This window comes from Streptomyces jeddahensis (assembly GCF_001642995.1).
Taxonomy (GTDB): Bacteria; Actinomycetota; Actinomycetes; order Streptomycetales; family Streptomycetaceae; genus Streptomyces; species Streptomyces jeddahensis.
The window spans coordinates 1-17,874 of sequence record NZ_LOHS01000116.1 but is presented as its reverse complement, the minus strand read 5'-3'; the positions used below and the strand labels follow the sequence as shown (position 1 = coordinate 17,874).

Below are 17,874 nucleotides of genomic sequence, written 5' to 3'. Positions count from 1 at the left end.
GCAAAGTGTCAGCATCGGTCTGACCAGAGAAGGTCGCACCTGACTACACTCGCACTTGTCCCGAACTCTCTCCAGATGTGCTTTGACCTGGCGCAACGTGGTCCTGGAACCGATCTCGCCGACCGAGGAGCCACCCCGTGTTCTACTACGTCCTCAAGTACGTCCTTCTGGGGCCTCTGCTGCGGCTGTTGTTCCGCCCCCGGATCGAGGGGCTCGAGCATGTGCCGGCATCGGGCGCGGCGATCATCGCGGGGAACCATCTGTCGTTCTCGGACCACTTTCTGATGCCCGCCATCCTCAAACGACGCATCACCTTCCTCGCGAAAGCCGAGTACTTCACCGGGCCCGGCATCAAGGGGCGACTGACCGCGGCGTTCTTCCGCAGCGCCGGGCAGATCCCGGTGGACCGCTCCGGCCGGGAGGCCGGCCAGGCCGCGATCCGCGAGGGCCTCGGGGTGCTCGGCAAGGGCGAGCTGCTCGGCATCTACCCGGAGGGCACCCGCTCGCACGACGGCCGGCTGTACAAGGGCAAGGTCGGGGTCGCCGCGATGGCCCTGAAGGCGCGGGTGCCGGTGATCCCGTGCGCGATGATCGGCACGTTCGAGGCGCAGCCGCCCGGCCAGGTGGTGCCGAGCATCCACCCTGTGACGATTCGTTTCGGCGAGCCGCTGGACTTCTCCCGCTACATCGGCATGGAGAACGAGAAGGCGATCCTGCGTGCCGTGACGGACGAGATCATGTACGCGATCCTCGGCCTGTCCGGTCAGGAGTACGTCGACAAGTACGCGGCCGTGGCCAAGGCCGAAGAGGCTGAGAAGGCTGAGAAGGCGAAGCAGGACGCGAAAGGTCCGGAAGGCAGGAAAGCCTCTGAAGGCAGGAAGAGCTCTGAGGGCAGGAAGTTCCCGCGTATGCCGCTCAGTTGACGGAGTCGATGACGCGAGGGCGCGGGGGACGAGCGGCGAACCGCCCCTCCCCCGCGCCCGTGTGTCTCTCGCGGACCGTTCGGCTGGGGCTAGGGCTTGGGCGTGGCGTGCGGAGCGCACGTCACGTCGCTGCTGTCCGTCCCGCCGGTGAGCAGATAGGTGTCGACGCGCTCGTTGATGCACGGGTTGACCAGGTTGGTCACACCGTGCGAGCCCGCGTCCTTCTCGGTGATCAGCCGGGAGCCCGTGAAGCGCTTGTGCAGCTCGACGGCGCCCTCGTAGGGGGTGGCCGCGTCACGCGTGGACTGCACGATCAGGACGGCCGGAAGCCCCTTGCCCGTCTTGACGTTCAGCGGGGTCTGCTGCTTCACGGGCCAGGTGGCGCACGGCAGGTTCATCCAGGCGTTGGCCCATGTCATGAACGGATAGTCCTGGTGGAGCCGGGTGTTGTCGCGGTCCCAGGTCTTCCAGTTCGTGGGCCACTTGGCGTCGGCGCACTCGACGGCGGTGTAGACGGCGTTGCCGTTCTCGGACGCGGCATTGCCCGCGGTGTCGGACAGGTCGGGTGCCGCCGCGTCGACGAGTGCCTGCGTGTCACCGGCGACGTACTCGCTCCACACCTGGGCGGTCGGCACCCACGCGGAGTCGTAGTACGGCGCGCTCTGGAAGAAGGAGATGAGCTCGGCCGGGCCGACGACGCCGCCGATCGGGCTTTTCTTGGCCGTGGCGCGCAGCTCCAGCCACTTGGCCTGCACCTCTTCCCGGGTGGAGCCGAGGTGGAAGGTCGCGTCGTTCTCGGCGACCCAGTCCTGCCAGTCCTTCCAGCGGCCCTCGAACGCGACGTCCTGGTCGAGGTTGGCCTGGTACCAGATCTTCTCGCGCGACGGGTTGACGACGCTGTCGAGAACCATGCGGCGGACGTGGCCCGGGAAGAGCGTGCCGTAGACGGCTCCCAGATAGGTGCCGTAGGAGACGCCCAGGTAGTTGAGCTTCTTCTCGCCGAGCGCGGCCCGGATGACGTCCAGGTCGCGGGCGGTGTTCGGCGTCGTCATGTGCGGCAGCATCTCGCCGCTGCGCTCGGCGCAGCCGTCCGCGTACTCGGCGGCGAGCTTGCGCTGGGCGAGCTTGTCGGCTTCGCTGTCCGGCACAGGGTCGGCCTTGGGGGCCTTCACGAACTCCTGCGGGTCGATGCACGAGATCGGCGCCGAGTGGCCGACACCGCGCGGGTCGAAGCCGACGAAGTCGTACGCCTTCGCGGTCTTCTCCCACAGCGGGCTCTTGGTGACGACGCGGCGCGGGAAGCGCAGACCGGAGCCGCCGGGGCCGCCCGGGTTGTAGATGAGCGCGCCCTGGCGCTCCTCCTTGGTGCCGGTGTTCCCGATGCGGTCGACGGCGAGCTTGATCTGCTTTCCGTACGGCTTCGCGTAGTCGAGGGGGACGCTGACCCAGCCGCACTGGATGGGCTTCTCGAGGCCCCAGTCGGCCGGGCAGTCCGCCCAGTCGATGCCCGCCTCGGCCGCGCGGGCGGCTGCGATGGCCGCGCCGCGCGCCTCGCGGTCCTGGCCGGTGCGGGTGTCCGCGCTGGCCGAAGGGGCCGCGATGGCTCCGGCCATCAGCGTTGCCGCTACCAGCGTGCCGGCGGAGCCGAGCACAGCTGCTCGTCTCGGACGTGGCGTCCGTGTCAAGTGGGGCCTCCCGTTCACCGATTGGATCAGTCCGGGCGATCCTTTCGGCTGTGAGGTCCCTGAGAACAGATGGACGCAGCCTTCTTTGCCAATCCGATAACCGGATAGGGAAGCCCCGTTGAACGGAGAGTGTCCGGTCAGCCGAGGGTGCGCGCCGCTTCGTCGAGTACGCGGCGCAGGTGGCGGGCGTCGGGAGCGACGGCCGTGACGAGGAGTCCGGGCCCGGCCAGCGGCGTGATGGCGGCGAACTCGCCGAGCAGCGCAGCCCGAGGCATCTCGCGCTCGAACTCGGGCTTGACGACGGCGAGTTGCCCGACCGACCGATGCCCGGCAAGGACGGCCGGACCGTCCCAGCCCCCCGGTGCACCGGGGCCGCACGCCAGCTCCTGGTCGAGCAGCAGCCGCCCGGCGCGGCGCACCGAGAGCCGGCTGGTGAGCCGGCCGGGGCCCTCCCCCGCTCGACCGAGAACCTGCTCCTCGCGGAGCACGAGGCGCGCTCCCGCGGCAAGCTCGACACGCGTACCGACCTGCAGTTCACTGTCGCACGCGGAGATCAACTGCTCGGGCAGCCAGTGAAGTTCGGCGCCGTCTGCGACGGTCAGCCGGACGTCGTAACGCGCCGCACCCTTGGCCTGCCCCGGCAGGGCGATCGTGGCGGCGGCCGAACCGACGTGCAGCCGCGCTCCCTCGTGGGCGGTCGCCTCGACGGTGAAGTGGTCACCGCCGAGGGGACCGCTCATCGCACCGACGAGCATCACGCGCGCCTCGGACCCGGCGGCACGGGTGCGGCGCAGCGCAATCGGCCCCTCTCCTTCGAGCACGGGCAGGGCGGTGCCGCCCCGGCCGTCCGCGGTAGCGGCGATCCTGGCGGTGGCCCGGACGCCCGCCGAGGTCATCACCGAGCCCTCCAGGCCGCGAGCTGTCCGCGCACCCAGTCGGCGACGGCCGCGACGCCCTTGTCGCCCCTCAGGGACTGGAAGACGACGGGCAGTTCCGCCCGCTGCGCCTTGGCGTCCGCAGCCATCCGGCCCAGGTCGGATCCGACGTACGGCGCGAGGTCCGTCTTGTTGACGACGAGCAGGTCGGCCGTGGTGACCCCCGGTCCGCCCTTGCGCGGGATGTCGTCGCCGCCCGCCACGTCGATGACGAAGATCTGCGCGTCGACGAGCCCCTTGGAGAAGGTCGCGGTGAGATTGTCCCCGCCGGACTCGACGAGGATGAGATCCAGCGGACCGACCTCGTCCTCCAGATCTTCGACAGCTTCGAGGTTGGCCGAGATGTCGTCACGGATCGCGGTGTGCGGGCAGGCGCCGGTCTCCACGGCGGCGATCCGCTCGGGCGGCAGCACGGCCTCGCGCAGCAGGAACTCGGCGTCCTCGCGCGTGTAGATGTCGTTGGTGACGACGGCGAGCGACAGTTCGTCACGCAGGGCGTGGCACAGGGCGGCGACGGTCGCGGTTTTCCCGGACCCTACGGGCCCGCCAAGCCCGATACGCAGGGCACGCCGAGAGCCGTCGGGCCGGTGCGCGTCGGCGCTGATGGCGGAGGGTCCGTGGTGGGAGTGGGAGGAGGAGAGGGAGTGGTCGAGGTGCATGCGCGACTCCAGGTAGCTCAGCCCATCTCAGCCCGTCCGGCGCTTGAGGACGAGCGAATATCAGCCCGTCCGGCGTTTGAGGACGAGCCCGAAGGGCGATACGGGGGTCTGGGGGCGAAGCCCCCAGCGGGGGTCCAGGGGGCTGGCCCCCTGGTTACGGGAAGGGGCGGGGTGGGGGAAGAAAAACCAGCAACCCACCCCCTAAGAGGCAAAGAGCCGCACAGCCCAAGCAGCATGCGCCTCCGCCCCGATCTCCAACAAGGGCGCGGACCGCGCAGGCAACGCGTCCACCCCCTCATCAACAGCACGCCGCGCAGCGTCAGCCGCCGCGAGCGCGACCCGATCAAGCTCAGGCGCCAGCCGCGCCAGAACCCCGGTCGCATCGAACGGATCAAGACTCAGCAACCGCACCGTCGCGGTAGCCGCCCCACTGACGCTCTCGTACGCGGAGCAGTACGCGGCGTCAGCGGGCCCCAGCCCGGCAGCACGGGCAGCCACCCCCAGCACGACAGGCTGATGGGCTCCCTTGGGAAACAACCGCGCCAACGCATCCAGCTCGGGATGCGGCCAGGTGGCCCGCGCAGCCCGCATCATCTGCCGCCCCAGCCGCCGCGCAGCGGTACGCAGCGCAGGCGACGGCGTCCGCGCTTCCGCGGCCTCGTCCAGCTCGACCGGGTCGAGCCCGAGCGCGGCGGCAGCGGCCAGCGCGGCCGACACCAGCCCGGCGGTGTGCAGCCGCCCGCGGCAGAACTCCTCCAGGCTCGCGGCGTCGGTGATGCGCCCGGCCTTGACGGCCGCCTCGGCCCCGCCGGAGTGGGCGTGCCCACCGGCGGGGAAGCGGCCGTCGGCCAGAACAAGAAGTGCAGCTCGAGTCATGACGCCCGTCAGAAGAGGAAGTAACGCTGAGCCATGGGCAGTTCCGCGGCCGGAGTCGCCTCGACGAGCTCCCCGTCGATGTGGACGGCGAAGCTGTCGGGGTCGACCTGGACGCGCGGCAGGGCGTCGTTCTCGCGCATGTCCGCCTTCGTGACTCCCCGCGTGCTCCCGATGGCCACGAACTTCTTGCCGAGACCGAGCCGCTCGGGCAGCCCGTCCTCGATGGCGCAGGGCGCCACGAAGTTCAGGGAATTCGAGGCCGGGGCCCGCCCGATCGCGCCGTACATCGGACGCGGCAGAATCGGCTGCGGCGTCGGGATGGACGCGTTCGCGTCGCCCATCTGCGCGTACGCGATCTGGCCGCCCTTGATGACGACCTGCGGCTTGACGCCGAAGAACGCGGGCTCCCACAGCACCAGGTCGGCAAGCTTGCCGGTCTCGACGGAACCGACCTCGCCCGCGAGGCCCTGCGCGACCGCCGGGTTGATCGTGTATTTGGCGACATAGCGACGAACCCGGTGGTTGTCGGCCCGTCCATCCCCCGGCAGGGCACCGCGCCGCCGCTTCATCACATGCGCGGTCTGCCAGGTCCGCATGATGACCTCGCCCACCCGCCCCATGGCCTGCGAGTCGGACGAGATGATCGAAATCGCACCCAGGTCGTGGAGGATGTCCTCGGCTCCGATGGTGGACGGCCGGATCCGGGACTCGGCGAAGGCCAGGTCCTCCGGCACGGCCGCGTTGAGGTGGTGGCAGACCATCAGCATGTCGAGGTGTTCCTCGGCGGTGTTGACGGTGTACGGCCGGGTCGGGTTGGTCGAGCTCGGCAGCACGTACGGCTCCGAGACGACCGTCATGATGTCGGGTGCGTGCCCGCCGCCCGCGCCCTCCGTGTGGTACGCGTGAATGGTCCGCCCCGCGATCGCGGCGAGCGTGTCGCCCACGAACCCGGCCTCGTTGAGGGTGTCCGTATGGATGGCGATCTGGGCGCCGGTCTGATCGGCGACGGTGAGCGCGGCATCGATGACGGCGGGGGTCGAGCCCCAGTCCTCGTGGAGCTTCAGCCCGAGTGCGCCGCCGCGCAGCTGCGACAGCATCGCCTCATGCGAGACGGTGTTGCCCTTGCCGAGCAGACCGAAGTTGAGCGGGTACGCCTCCATCGCCTCGAGCATCCGGGCGAGGTGCCAGGGGCCGGGCGTGACGGTGGTCGCCTTGGAGCCCTCTGCGGGACCGGTGCCGCCGCCGACGAGAGTGGTGATGCCGGCCGCCAGCGCCTCGTCGGCGATCTGCGGGCAGATGAAGTGGACGTGCGCATCGATGGCGCCGGCGGTCACGATGCGCCCGTTGCCCGCGATGACCTCCGTCTCCGGGCCGATGACGAGATCGGGGTGCACCCCGTCCATCGTGTCGGGGTTGCCCGCCTTGCCGATGCCGGTGATACGGCCGTCGCGGATACCGATGTCCGCCTTGACGACGCCCCAGTGGTCGACGATCACGGCACCGGTGATGACGGTGTCGGGCGTGCCCTCTGCGCGCGTAGCACGCGACTGGCCCATGGACTCGCGGATGACCTTGCCGCCGCCGAACACGGCCTCGTCACCGGCGAGCCCTGGGCCACCGGAACGGTCCTCTTCGATCTCGATCAGCAGATCGGTGTCGGCGAGCCGAATACGGTCGCCGGTGGTCGGGCCGAACAGATCGGCGTACGCGGCACGGGAGATCTCAGGCATCGAGTGCACCTCCGGTCTCGCCGCGCAGGCCCGGCACCACGCGGGCGCCCGTGATCGGGACGAGTTCGACGTCGACGGGGATTCCGGGCTCGAAGCGCACGGCGGTGCCGGCGGCGATGTTGAGCCGCTTACCGCGCGCGGCCGCGCGGTCGAACTCCAGACCAGGGTTGGCCTCGGCGAAGTGGTAGTGGGAGCCGACCTGGACGGGCCGGTCGGCGGCGTTGAGGACGGTGAGCTGCGTGACCTCGCGGCCCTCGTTGATCAGGACGGGCTCGTCCGCGAAGAGGATCTCTCCAGGAATCATCGCGCCCCCCTCAGACGATCGGGTCGTGGACGGTGACAAGCTTGGTGCCGTCCGGGAAGGTGGCCTCGACCTGGACGTCGTGGATCATCTCGGGGATGCCCTCCATGACGTCGTCGCGGGTGAGCAGCTTCCGTCCGGAGGCCATCAGCTCCGCCACCGTACGGCCGTCGCGCGCCCCTTCGAGGATGTGCGAGGTGATGAGGGCGACCGCCTCGGGATGGTTGAGCTTGAGCCCGCGGGCCCGGCGCTTCTCGGCCACGTCGGCGGCCACATGGATGAGCAGTCGCTCCTGCTCGTGCGGCGTCAGTTGCACGCGTCCCACCTCACAGTCTCGCGCCGGACCGTGCGGGGTCCGGCTGCCGCAGCCACCACGGCGGGGCTGGATTCGTACCGCCACCACGGCGGGGCCGTAGGCCGTACACGGCAGCCGCGGCGCGAGCGCGCACCTCCGACCGCCGAAACCCCTGGTGACATGGTGGTGCAGGCTAGTTCGACGGCGTTTCGGGGACGTTAACCGGCTTCCGGCGTATTGCCGCGTGCGCGACGGCGACGCGGTGCGCGCCCTGCGCGAGCGGTGTCGGCCGCCGGATCGGGGCCGTCCCCGTTCTGATCCCGTCGCCCGGCGCATGGCGAACCGTATACGGCGGTGCCTGGTCTCCTGTGCCTCGGCGGCGCGGCAGCACCCTGAAGGACCACGCGCCCGCACCAGCGCCGCACTCCGTCGCGCTACTACGTCGCGCTGGATCCCCGGTGCTCCGCGGCGATGCCGAACCGCTGGCGTTCGCCGGGAGCGGACGGCATGGAGCCGACCGTAGAGACGGAGCTGACCACCTGCTCATCCCCTGTGCCCTCGATTTCCTCGAGACGCTGCAGGTCAGCGGCCGAGACCAGGGCGACGAGCGGCTTTCCGTGGCGGGTGACGACCACGCGCTCGCCGCCGTACACGACGCGGTTGATCAGGTCGGCAAGCTCCGCCCGGGCTTGCGTCACCGGAATCTCGTAGGCCATGGTTCCATCATAACGTCATGTACGTCCTGTACATTTTTTACAGAAGCGCACGGGCAGCACTGCCCACACACGCCTGCGTACGGGGGCGGCCGACGGAACACCGCTTGACGGAACACCGCACGACGGAACACCGCATGAACGTCGCAGCGAGGACTACGCCCGAGGCCTCGCGATGAGGAGGCGCCACACATGAACCGACCCATCGGTACTGGGCCGACGGCCCGCCATGTCCTGCCCGAGTTCACCGAGCGCACGACGGCGGGCCACCGGACCCTCGATCCGTACTCGAAGCTGCTGGAGGAGCGGATCGTCTTCCTCGGCGCGCCGGTCGACGACACGTCCGCGAACGACGTGATGGCGCAGTTCATGCACCTCGAGTACACGGCGCCGGACCGCGACATCTCGCTCTACATCAACTCGCCCGGCGGCTCGTTCAGCGCGATGACGGCGATCTACGACACGATGCAGTACGTCAGCTGCGACGTGGAGACCATCTGCCTCGGCCAGGCGGCATCGGCCGCCGCCGTGCTGCTGGCCGGCGGCACCCCCGGCAAGCGGTTCGCGCTGCCCGGGGCCCGCGTCCTGATCCACCAGCCGTCGCTCGCCGAGCCGGTCCAGGGCCAGGCGGACGATCTGGCGATCCAGGCGCGCGAGATGATGCGCACGCGTGAGCTGCTGGAGGAGATGCTGCAGCGCCACACCGGGCAGAGCCTGGAGCGGATCCGCTCGGACATCGAGCGGGACAAGATCCTCGACGCGCGCGAAGCCGTGGAGTACGGGCTCGTGGACCGGATCATCCCCAGCCGCAAGGGGTCCGGCACGGCGTACGGCGCGAGGTGAGCCGCCGATGCTGCCGCCCGAACTGCCGCCGCTGCCCGCACTCACCCGCGCCGAGGGCGAACTGATCGACCGTTACCTCGAAGTGGTCGATCTGCTGGGCCGGATCAACCCGGCGCGCGCTCACGACACCTACGGCGGGCTGCGTGCGGCCCAGGCCCTGGTGGGCGCCGCGGCGGCGCTCCGGGACGCGTTGACGCTGATGCATCAGCGGGGAGAGACGGAAGTCCATACGCCGACGCTCGCGCGAGCCCTGCGGGTACTGGACGGCGAACGCCGCGCGGCGCGGGTCACCGTGCCGCCGCCCAGGGGCGATTGATGCCGAGTCAGGACCGGTCGAGGCCGCTGAGGGGCTCACCGCCCCGCCGTGACGTCTCCCCGACCGTCCGGACCGGATTTGAAACGGCCCAGTCGGGCTACCCCCGATCGGCGTAGAAAGCGATAGACATTTTCGGTCGGCAAACTTGCGCAACATGCGTACGTCGCGATCGAAGTGTTGCCTTTCTGTGCTGGTCCGGCCATCGTCGGGCCTTTCGCCGCCCATTCGAAATCTTGCCTGTCCACCCGATCGGACGAGCGGTGAGCAGCTTCACACATCGCCGGTTCGCCTCGGATTTCGGGCCATGTGTGCGTGAAGATCCCTTCCGACGACAAGCCCCCGCCGCCGCGGCGGGGCGGTCCGGGCGGACGCCGAGTCCTGCCGCCGCACGGACGTCAGGTCGACATCGGTGGATCGGCAGGAGTGGAGGACCCAGCACGGCGGGCAGCCCGGAGCACTCCGGGAGGCCCTTGGGGTGAAGCCGCACCGCGCGGCCGGGCATCTTCGCCTGCCCGAACCCGACAGGTCATCCTTCACAGGCGGCTGACGAAGGGCTGCGCATGACCGCGCTCAATCGATTTCCGTCGCTGATGGCCCGGGCAGGCACCGCATCGGCGCTCACACTCGCCGCAGTGGGCGGCACCATCGTGGCTCCGGGCATCGCCTCCGAAGCCGAGGCCTCAACCGTGACGGCCTCAACCAAGGCACTCAAGATCGCGGCTTCCAAGAAGGGTTCCCCGTACCGGTGGGGAGCCACCGGGCCGCGCCGGTTCGACTGCTCCGGGCTCACGCTCTACTCGTTCAAGCAGGCGGGCAAGAAGCTGCCGCGCACCGCGGCCCAGCAGTACAACAAGACCCGCCATGTGTCCGCGAAACAGCGGCAGCCCGGGGACCTGGTGTTCTTCCACTCCGGCCGGTCCGTGTACCACGTCGGCATCTACGCCGGGAAGGGCCGCATCTGGCACGCGCCCAAGTCCGGGGACGTGGTACGCCTGCAGAAGATCTGGACGAAGAACGTCTGGTACGGCCGAGTGCGCTGATCCCGCGGCCGGGCGGCGGCCGGCCGGGCTTCGGCCGCCGCCCGGCCGGGTCCCGCCGCCCAGCGGGTGCGTGCCGCGCCCACCGGGTGCGTGAGAAGCACCGAGGAGGTCACTCGTGTAGGCATGGCTGAGGACCGTTCCGGAGGGCCGACGCGCCATGAGACCCGCTTCGAGCGCGCCGACCGAAACTTCAGCGAGCTGCTGCAGGAGCTGAGGGTCACGCAGACGGGCGTGCAGATCCTCTTCGCGTTCCTGCTGACGCTCGCGTTCACACCGCGCTTCCCCTCCCTCGACACGCTGCAGCGCGTCACTTACGTGACCACGCTGTTGCTGGCCGTACTGGCTGCCGCGCTGTTCACGGCCCCGGCAGCGCTGCACCGGTCGCTGTTCCAGCAACGTGCCAAACCGCAGATCGTGCGGTGGTCCTCGGATCTGGCGCGGGCCGGCATGGCGGTGCTGGCGCTCGCGCTGACCGGGTCGGTCCTGCTCGTGGTGGACGTGACGCTCGGCCGGGTCGGCGGCTTCCTGGCGGGCGCGGGCACGCTTCTGATGTGCGTGGGGCTGTGGGGCGTACTGCCGAGGGTGGTCCGCCGCGAGGTGGCCCCGGCGCGCGCCGCCGCAGCGAGGGCGGCGGACATGCCGGAGGACGACGAGGACGCCAGACCAACGGAGGACGTCAGGCCGTCAGCACAGGTCAGCTCACCGGCGGAGCGGGGAGACGACTGATCGCCGTCTCGCGGTACGAGCCGCCGGAGGGCGTCACCGCGGTGCGGTACTGCTGCCCGCTCGCCACCGTGGCGAGGGCACAGGCTCGACACTTCGGCGCGGCGGCGGCTGCTCCGGCGCCGTGCTCACCCGCGTCTGCCTGGCCCGGCTCGGGCGGCGGCAGGCGTACCGGCCACCGCCCCGGCCGTGCCGGGGCTGGCCGGGGCTACGGTGCGCAGTCCGGCGCGTCGGGGTCCTCCCCAGCTAACGCTGGGAGGTGCCCCCAGCGCCCACGCCCTGGGGGTACCTCCCAGGCCCTTAAGGCACTGGGGGAGGAACGCATGCCCACAGGCTGCGGGGATCGCCATGGTGCCCGGTTCGGCCCGGGATGGTGGCCGCCACCGGCAGTCGTCACTGCTGGACGGGGGCCGCCCACGGCAGCTCGATCCACACGGTCTTGCCGCCTTCCGCCGTGCGGCTGACCGAGAGACGGCCGCCGCATTCGGCCGTGAGCCAGCGGATGATGACCAGGCCCCTGCCGTTGTCCTGCTGGACGGCGGCGGGCAGCCGTCTCGGCAGGCGCGGGTGGCTGTCGGTGACGCCGATGCGCAGCTGCTCGTCGCGCTCCAACTCGACGTCGACCGTGAACGTGGGTGACTGTCCGAAGGTGTGCTGCACGGCGTTCGTGGCGAGTTCGGACACGATGAGCCGGACCGATTCGGCGACCTCTGCATCGCCCGGCAGCCCCCAACCCGCCAGGACTTCGATGACGTACTTGCGCGCCGCGGGGACCGAGGCGGGATCGCTCGGCAGAGTGACGGATGCTTCCTGATGGTCTGCCATGGCGGCGTCGTCCCTTTCCCACCGGGACCGGACTCCGACGCGTCGCGGATGGTTCGGGGACGGTCCCGGTCCGGTACTGCGCGACAGACTGCCACTCCCGGCGGGTCACAGGCGGCGATCCACCTGGATATGCAGATATCTGTCGCCCGAAGCGGTGAACTCTGCTAGAGGCGACCGTATTTGGGAGCCGCATCCGCACTCCTCTACCGTCGGCGGTGCACTGGCTGGTACCGCCGGTAAGAGAGGAGACGGGTATGCCATACGGTACCGCGGTCCGCCGCCGCAAACTGGGCGCGGAACTCCGCGCCCTGCGCGGCCGGGCGGGCCTCACCAGCGGCGAGGCCGCCCGCCTCGTCGGCTGGCACCAGTCGAAGGTCAGCCGCATCGAGACCGGCCGCAGCTGGGTCAAGGCCTCTGATGTGACCCTGCTGCTCGACGCGTACGGCGTCCGGGATCCCTCGCTGCGGGACCTGCTCGTCGCACTCGCGGGCCCGGGCGGCGGCGACGAACGACCGCACTGGTGGCAGGCCTACCGTGAGCTGCTCCCGCCCGAATACCGGGACTTCATCCGGCTGGAGTCGCAGGCCGACCGCATGCGCACCCTGGAGACCACCGTGGTGCCGGGTCTGCTGCAGACGCCGGACTACGCCAGGGCCGTGACGCGGGCCGCGCTGGGCGGGCTGCCGGATGCCCAGATCGACGCCCTCGTGGAGGTGCGGCTGGCCCGGCAGGAGGTGCTGCGCAGGGATTCGCCGCTGCGGGTGAGCGCCGTCCTGGACGAGGCGGTGCTGCGGCGGACCGTGGGCGGGCCAGGGGTGATGCGGCACCAGCTGTACCGGTTAGTGGAGGCGGCCCGGATGCCTCATGTCCGGCTTCAGGTACTGCCATTCACCGCAGGTGAGCACATAGGGGTCACCGGTCCTTTCGTCATCTTCTCATTTTCGAACATTTCCGATCTAGATGTTGTCGTTCTCGACCACTTGACGAGTAGCCTCTACCTCGAGGCCAAAGAAGACCTGAAGGCGTACGCCGACGCCTTCAACTCGCTGCAGAGACTGGCCCTTTCGCCCGAGGACTCGTTGGAGTTCATCGCCGGGACATGTGACGGCGCCTAGGAGGCACCATGTCTGCTCTGCCTCGGTACGTACCTTCCAGCACCTCCCTGCACAGCGCCCCATGGCGGCGCAGCAGCTTCAGCACGGGAATGAACAACTGCGTGGAGACGGCCGATATCGGCACCGGTCCGCTGGCCGGGCTGCTCGCCGTGCGCGACTCCAAGCGGCAGGCCGGACCCGCACTGCTCTTCTCCGCGACGGCCTGGGAGAACTTCCTGGACACCCTTCAGCCCGCGGACGCCTGACCTGGCGCGGTGCGGCTGATCACCCGTACCGCTTCGGCGATCTGCCCGTCGGTGAGGTCCGCGCGGGCGGTCAGCCGCAGACGCGAGATGCCGTCGGGCACAGACGGGGGCCGGAAGCAGCCCACCGCGAGGCCGGCGGTGCGGCAGTCCGCGGCCCACTGCACGGCCAGTTCGGGCGACGGGGCACGCACGGAGACCACGGCCGCGTCCGGGCGTACCGCCTGCAGGCCCTCGGCCGTGAGCAGGTCGTACAGGGTGGTTGCGACCGCGTGGGCGCGCGCACCGCGCTCCGGTTCGCGACGCAGCAGACGCAGCGCGGCGAGCGCGGCTCCGGCCGCGGCGGGGGCCAGTCCCGTGTCGAAGATGAAGGTGCGGGCTGCGTTGACGAGGTGGTCGATGACCTTGGCGGGGCCGAGCACGGCGCCTCCCTGGCTGCCCAGGGACTTGGAGAGGGTGGCGGTCACGACGACGTCGGCTGCGCCCGCGAGCCCGGCCGCATGCGGCGCGCCCCGGCCGCCGTCGCCCAGCACACCCAGCCCGTGCGCGTCGTCGACGATCAGACCGAACCCGAACTCCCGGCAGACATCGGCGAGTTGGGCGAGCGGCGCCGCGTCGCCGTCCACGGAGAACACCGAGTCGGACACGGCGACCGCGGGACCCTGGTGGGCGTCGAGCGCCTTGCGCACCGCGTCTGTGTCGCCGTGCGGCACGACCTGTACGGTCCCGCGGGCGAGCCGGCAGCCGTCGATCAGCGAGGCGTGGTTGCCCGCGTCCGACACGATCAGCGATCCGTGCGGGGCGAGCGCGGTGACGGCGGCGAGGTTCGCGGCGTATCCGGACGACAGCACCAGAGCGGACTCGAATCCGCAGAAGTCGGCGAGTTCCCGCTCGAGTTCGGCATGGAGCTCGGTCGAGCCGGTGACCAGCCGGGAGCCGGTGGCGCCCCCGCCCCAGCGGCGGGCCGCGGCGGCCGCCGCCTCGGTGATCTCCGGGTGCCGGGCGAGGCCCAGATAGTCGTTGCTCGCCAGATCGAGAAGCGTCGATTCGGCCGGGCGCGGCCTGAGGGTGCGTACGAGCCCGGCCCGGCGGCGGACGTCCGCCTGCTCGTCCAGCCAGTCGAACGGCGATCTCGCCATGGAGGTCCTCCGGGTCGTCGTACGTCGTACGCACTGCGCCATGTCGTTTTGTAGGCAGTGCACAGACCCTAACGGTGCGGCCACAAGGTCATGATGTGGCAATACCCACACCTCGAACGGCCTCTGTTGTACGAAACCTCCTTGGCCGCAGCGGCGGCGTACGTCAGGATCAGCGCCATGGACCTGCTGAACACGCTGGTGGACAAGGGGCTTCGGCGCGAGCTGCCGACCCGCGACGAGGCGCTGGCCGTGCTGGCCACCTCCGACGACGAACTCCTCGACGTAGTGGCCGCGGCCGGCAAGGTGCGCCGGCACTGGTTCGGACGGCGGGTGAAACTCAACTACCTGGTCAACCTCAAGTCGGGCCTGTGTCCTGAGGACTGCTCGTACTGCTCGCAGCGGCTCGGCTCCAAGGCCGACATCCTCAAGTACACCTGGCTGAAGCCCGACGAGGCGTCGCAGGCGGCGGCCGCCGGTGTCGCAGGTGGCGCCAAGCGCGTCTGCCTGGTGGCGAGCGGCCGGGGGCCGACGGACCGGGACGTCGACCGCGTGTCGAAGACCATCGAGACGATCAAGGAGCAGAACGAGGGCGTGGAAGTGTGCGCCTGCCTCGGGCTGCTCTCCGAGGGGCAGGCCGAGCGGCTGCGCGCGGCGGGCGCCGACGCCTACAACCACAACCTCAACACGTCCGAGGGGACGTACGGCGAGATCACCACGACGCACACGTACGCCGACCGCGTCGACACGGTGCAGCAGGCCCAGGCCGCCGGGCTGTCGGCCTGCTCCGGGCTGATCGCCGGCATGGGCGAGTCGGACGAGGACCTGGTCGACGTGGTCTTCTCGCTCCGCGCGCTCGACCCCGACTCGGTGCCCGTCAACTTCCTGATCCCCTTCGAGGGCACGCCGCTCGCGAAGGAGTGGAACCTCACGCCGCAGCGCTGCCTGCGCATCCTCGCCATGGTCCGGTTCGTCTGCCCGGATGTGGAGGTGCGCATCGCGGGCGGCCGCGAGGTCCATCTGCGCACGATGCAGCCGCTCGCCCTGCACCTTGCCAACTCGATCTTCCTCGGCGATTACCTGACCAGCGAGGGCCAGGCGGGCAAGGCGGATCTGGAGATGATCGCGGATGCCGGTTTCGAGGTGGAGGGCACGGACACCGTGACTCTGCCGGAGCACCGGGCCGCCGAGGGGTGCGGTTCCCACGAGGGCGGCGGCTGCACGGCGCCCGGCGGGCCGGGTGCCGCGGAGGCATCGGTCCCGGACGCGCGTACAGATCTCGTGGCGGTACGCCGCCGAGGTGCCGGAACGGATCTCGCGCCCAATGCCTGAGCTGCCGGTACGCGACCTGCCCGTACGTGAACTCCTCGAGCTCGACCGCAAGCACGTCTGGCACCCGTACGGCCCCATGCCCGGCCGCCGGGAACCGCTCGTCGTGGAGTCGGCGAGCGGGGTGCGGCTGCGGATGGCGGACGGCATCGGTGAACTCGTGGACGGCATGTCGTCCTGGTGGTCCGCGATCCACGGCTACAACCACCCCGTGCTCAACGAGGCTGTGCGCGATCAGCTGGGGCGGATGAGCCATGTCATGTTCGGCGGGCTGACCCACGAGCCCGCCGTGCGGCTGTCCAAGCGACTTGTCGACATGTCACCGGACGGCCTGGAGCATGTGTTCCTCGCTGACTCCGGCTCCGTCTCGGTCGAGGTCGCCGTCAAGATGTGTCTGCAGTACTGGCGTTCGCTGGGCCGGCCGGCGAAGCAGCGGCTGCTGACGTGGCGCGGCGGGTACCACGGCGACACCTGGCAGCCGATGTCGGTGTGCGATCCCGAGGGCGGGATGCACGAGCTGTGGTCTGGCGTGCTGCCGCGCCAGGTCTTCGCGGACGCGCCGCCTGTCGCGTACGAGGAGGCGTACGCCGATCATCTTCGCGAGCTGATCGAGCGGCACGCCGACGAGCTAGCAGCGGTGATCGTGGAGCCGGTGGTGCAGGGCGCGGGAGGGATGCGGTTCCACTCCCCCGCGTATCTGCGCGTGCTGCGCGAGGCGTGCGACGCGCACGGCGTGCTGCTGGTGTTCGACGAGATCGCGACCGGCTTCGGGCGCACGGGCACGCTGTTCGCGGCGGACCAGGCCGGCGTCAGCCCGGACGTGATGTGCGTGGGCAAGGCGCTGACCGGCGGATACATGACGATGGCGGCGACGCTGTGCACCTCCCGGGTGGCGGACGGGATCTCGCGTGGCGAGGTGCCGGTGCTCGCCCATGGGCCGACGTTCATGGGCAACCCGCTCGCGGCCGCGGTGGCCTGCGCCTCGATCGACCTGCTGCTCGGACAGGACTGGGCGACCGAGGTCAAACGCATCGAGACGGGCCTGCGCGAGGGCCTGTCGGCCGCCGCGGGGCTGCCGGGCGTACGGGACGTACGCGTGCTGGGCGCGATCGGCGTCGTCCAGCTGGACCACGAGGTGGACATGGCGGCGGCGACCCGCGCGGCGGTGGCGGAGGGGGCATGGCTGCGGCCGTTCCGGGACCTCGTCTACACGATGCCGCCGTACGTCACGGGCGACGAGGACCTCGCACGGATCGGCCGGGCGGTGTGCGCGGCGGCAGCGGCCGGTTGAGTGGCGGTCGGCCCCTGGGCGAACGGGGTCGGCAGGGCGGCGTACGAGCGAAGAAGGGTGCGTAGGAACGACATGGCGGTTCTCGTGGTGACCGGGACGGGCACCGAGGTCGGCAAGACGGTGACGACGGCCGCGGTGGCGGCTGCCGCGCTGGCCGCCGGGCGGTCCGTCGCCGTGCTCAAGCCCGCACAGACCGGCGTCGCGCCGGGCGAGCCGGGCGATGTCGACGAGGTGGTGCGCTTGGCGGGCGACGTCACGGCCGCCGAACTGGCCCGGTACCCCGAGCCGTTGGCCCCGGACACGGCGGCGCGGCGGTCCGGACTCCCGACGGTACGGGTGGCCGAGATCGCCGAGGCGGCGGAGAAGCTGGCGGCCGAGCACGACCTGGTGCTGGTCGAGGGGGCGGGGGGCCTGCTCGTACGGCTCGACGACGCGGGTTCGACGCTGGCGGATGCGGCACGGCTGCTGGACGCGCCGGTCCTGGTGGTCGCGGCCGCGGGACTCGGCACGCTCAACACGACGGCGCTGACGGCCGAGGCGCTGCGCGCACGGGAACTGACGTGCGCCGGGGTGGTCGTCGGCTCGTGGCCGCGCCTGCCGGACCTCGCCGCGCGCTGCAACCTCGCGGATCTGCCCACCGTGGCGGGGGCCCCGCTGCTGGGCGCGGTACCGGCGGGCGCGGCGGCCCGTCCGCCCACCGACTTCCGCGCCGCGGCGCCGACGTGGCTGGCGCCACGGCTGGACGGCACGTGGGACGCGGCGGCCTTCACGGCGCGGGAGGCGCCGTCGTGCCCTACGCGGCCGGGCGCGCCGTCGGCGTAGTACGCCGCCGCCGCTGCGGGCAATCGTGCCGCTGGGGCGGCACGGGTGGGCGCAGCGGCACCCCGACGGTGGGTA

At 70.9% G+C, this 17,874-nt stretch carries 20 protein-coding genes and 1 riboswitch; of the genes, 10 read left to right on the top strand and 10 right to left on the bottom strand.

Features of this window, described 5'->3' with window-relative positions; translation table 11 throughout:
* The first annotated feature begins 137 nt into the window (after positions 1-137).
* Positions 138-923, top strand: coding sequence for a lysophospholipid acyltransferase family protein (locus tag STSP_RS27585; protein WP_067283457.1), 786 nt, complete (start codon positions 138-140; stop codon positions 921-923).
* Positions 924-1,012: 89 nt separating this feature from the next.
* On the opposite strand, the gene STSP_RS27580 is transcribed toward STSP_RS27585, so the two are convergent.
* The 8 genes from STSP_RS27580 to STSP_RS27545 form a co-directional block, all read right to left on the bottom strand.
* On the bottom strand, positions 1,013-2,536 hold the full coding sequence (locus STSP_RS27580; RefSeq protein ID WP_078067562.1) for an alpha/beta hydrolase: 1,524 nt from the start codon (positions 2,534-2,536) through the stop codon (positions 1,013-1,015).
* A gap of 209 nt (positions 2,537-2,745) precedes the next feature.
* Positions 2,746-3,504: an urease accessory protein UreD gene (locus tag STSP_RS27575; protein WP_067283453.1), complete on the bottom strand. Its 759-nt coding sequence runs from the start codon at positions 3,502-3,504 to the stop codon at positions 2,746-2,748.
* The gene (ureG, locus tag STSP_RS27570) at positions 3,504-4,202 is read right to left on the bottom strand and encodes an urease accessory protein UreG (protein WP_067283451.1); all 699 of its coding nucleotides are present in this window, start codon (positions 4,200-4,202) and stop codon (positions 3,504-3,506) included. Before ureG ends, STSP_RS27575 begins: the two co-directional genes overlap by 1 nt.
* Before the next feature lie 201 nt (positions 4,203-4,403).
* Complete coding sequence (locus STSP_RS27565) at positions 4,404-5,078, bottom strand: urease accessory protein UreF (RefSeq protein WP_067283450.1); 675 nt, start codon at positions 5,076-5,078, stop codon at positions 4,404-4,406.
* An 8-nt stretch (positions 5,079-5,086) separates the two neighbouring features.
* The gene (locus STSP_RS27560; protein WP_067283448.1) at positions 5,087-6,808 is read right to left on the bottom strand and encodes an urease subunit alpha; all 1,722 of its coding nucleotides are present in this window, start codon (positions 6,806-6,808) and stop codon (positions 5,087-5,089) included.
* Positions 6,801-7,112 carry an urease subunit beta gene (locus tag STSP_RS27555; protein ID WP_067283446.1) on the bottom strand — a complete coding sequence of 104 codons (312 nt, stop codon included), beginning with the start codon at positions 7,110-7,112 and terminating at the stop codon, positions 6,801-6,803. Before STSP_RS27555 ends, STSP_RS27560 begins: the two co-directional genes overlap by 8 nt.
* A 10-nt stretch (positions 7,113-7,122) precedes the next feature.
* Entirely contained in the window at positions 7,123-7,425 is a 303-nt protein-coding gene (locus STSP_RS27550; protein ID WP_010355509.1) for an urease subunit gamma, read from the bottom strand.
* A gap of 416 nt (positions 7,426-7,841) precedes the next feature.
* Entirely contained in the window at positions 7,842-8,120 is a 279-nt protein-coding gene (locus STSP_RS27545; protein ID WP_067283445.1) for a type II toxin-antitoxin system Phd/YefM family antitoxin, read from the bottom strand.
* 189 nt (positions 8,121-8,309) lie between these two features.
* On the opposite strand from STSP_RS27545, the gene STSP_RS27540 reads away from it, so the two are divergent.
* The 4 genes from STSP_RS27540 to STSP_RS27525 all read left to right on the top strand — a co-directional run bounded on the left by STSP_RS27540 (position 8,310) and on the right by STSP_RS27525 (position 11,042).
* Positions 8,310-8,960 carry an ATP-dependent Clp protease proteolytic subunit gene (locus tag STSP_RS27540; RefSeq protein WP_067283443.1) on the top strand — a complete coding sequence of 217 codons (651 nt, stop codon included), beginning with the start codon at positions 8,310-8,312 and terminating at the stop codon, positions 8,958-8,960.
* A gap of 7 nt (positions 8,961-8,967) precedes the next feature.
* The gene (locus STSP_RS27535) at positions 8,968-9,276 is read left to right on the top strand and encodes a hypothetical protein (RefSeq protein ID WP_067283442.1); all 309 of its coding nucleotides are present in this window, start codon (positions 8,968-8,970) and stop codon (positions 9,274-9,276) included.
* 397 nt (positions 9,277-9,673) lie between these two features.
* Positions 9,674-9,833: riboswitch (cyclic di-AMP (ydaO/yuaA leader) on the top strand.
* Between the two features lie 3 nt (positions 9,834-9,836).
* Positions 9,837-10,316, top strand: a complete 480-nt coding sequence (locus STSP_RS27530; protein WP_067283440.1) for a C40 family peptidase — start codon at positions 9,837-9,839, stop codon at positions 10,314-10,316.
* A gap of 123 nt (positions 10,317-10,439) precedes the next feature.
* Positions 10,440-11,042 (top strand): DUF6328 family protein, encoded by a 603-nt coding sequence (locus STSP_RS27525; protein ID WP_078067556.1) that lies wholly within the window; start codon positions 10,440-10,442, stop codon positions 11,040-11,042.
* Positions 11,043-11,432: 390 nt separating this feature from the next.
* Here the strand turns inward: STSP_RS27525 and STSP_RS27520 are convergent, their stop codons facing one another.
* Positions 11,433-11,864, bottom strand: a complete 432-nt coding sequence (locus tag STSP_RS27520; protein WP_067283438.1) for an ATP-binding protein — start codon at positions 11,862-11,864, stop codon at positions 11,433-11,435.
* Between the two features lie 254 nt (positions 11,865-12,118).
* On the opposite strand from STSP_RS27520, the gene STSP_RS27515 reads away from it, so the two are divergent.
* Both STSP_RS27515 and STSP_RS27510 read left to right on the top strand, forming a co-directional pair.
* Entirely contained in the window at positions 12,119-12,979 is an 861-nt protein-coding gene (locus STSP_RS27515; RefSeq protein WP_067283437.1) for a helix-turn-helix domain-containing protein, read from the top strand.
* Between the two features lie 8 nt (positions 12,980-12,987).
* Complete coding sequence (locus STSP_RS27510) at positions 12,988-13,224, top strand: DUF397 domain-containing protein (protein WP_067283435.1); 237 nt, start codon at positions 12,988-12,990, stop codon at positions 13,222-13,224.
* Here the strand turns inward: STSP_RS27510 and STSP_RS27505 are convergent.
* Positions 13,206-14,360: an 8-amino-7-oxononanoate synthase gene (locus STSP_RS27505; protein WP_067283433.1), complete on the bottom strand. Its 1,155-nt coding sequence runs from the start codon at positions 14,358-14,360 to the stop codon at positions 13,206-13,208. The two genes, STSP_RS27510 and STSP_RS27505, sit on opposite strands and share 19 nt — an antisense overlap.
* A 177-nt stretch (positions 14,361-14,537) precedes the next feature.
* Between STSP_RS27505 and bioB the strand changes: the two genes are divergently transcribed.
* The 3 genes from bioB (at position 14,538) to bioD (ending at position 17,799) form a co-directional block, all read left to right on the top strand.
* Entirely contained in the window at positions 14,538-15,689 is a 1,152-nt protein-coding gene (gene bioB, locus STSP_RS27500) for a biotin synthase BioB (RefSeq protein ID WP_067283431.1), read from the top strand.
* Positions 15,682-16,977, top strand: coding sequence for an adenosylmethionine--8-amino-7-oxononanoate transaminase (locus STSP_RS27495; protein ID WP_107441414.1), 1,296 nt, complete (start codon positions 15,682-15,684; stop codon positions 16,975-16,977). Before bioB ends, STSP_RS27495 begins: the two co-directional genes overlap by 8 nt.
* A gap of 72 nt (positions 16,978-17,049) precedes the next feature.
* On the top strand, positions 17,050-17,799 hold the full coding sequence (bioD, locus tag STSP_RS27490) for a dethiobiotin synthase (protein ID WP_067283429.1): 750 nt from the start codon (positions 17,050-17,052) through the stop codon (positions 17,797-17,799).
* The last annotated feature ends 75 nt before the right edge of the window (positions 17,800-17,874 follow it).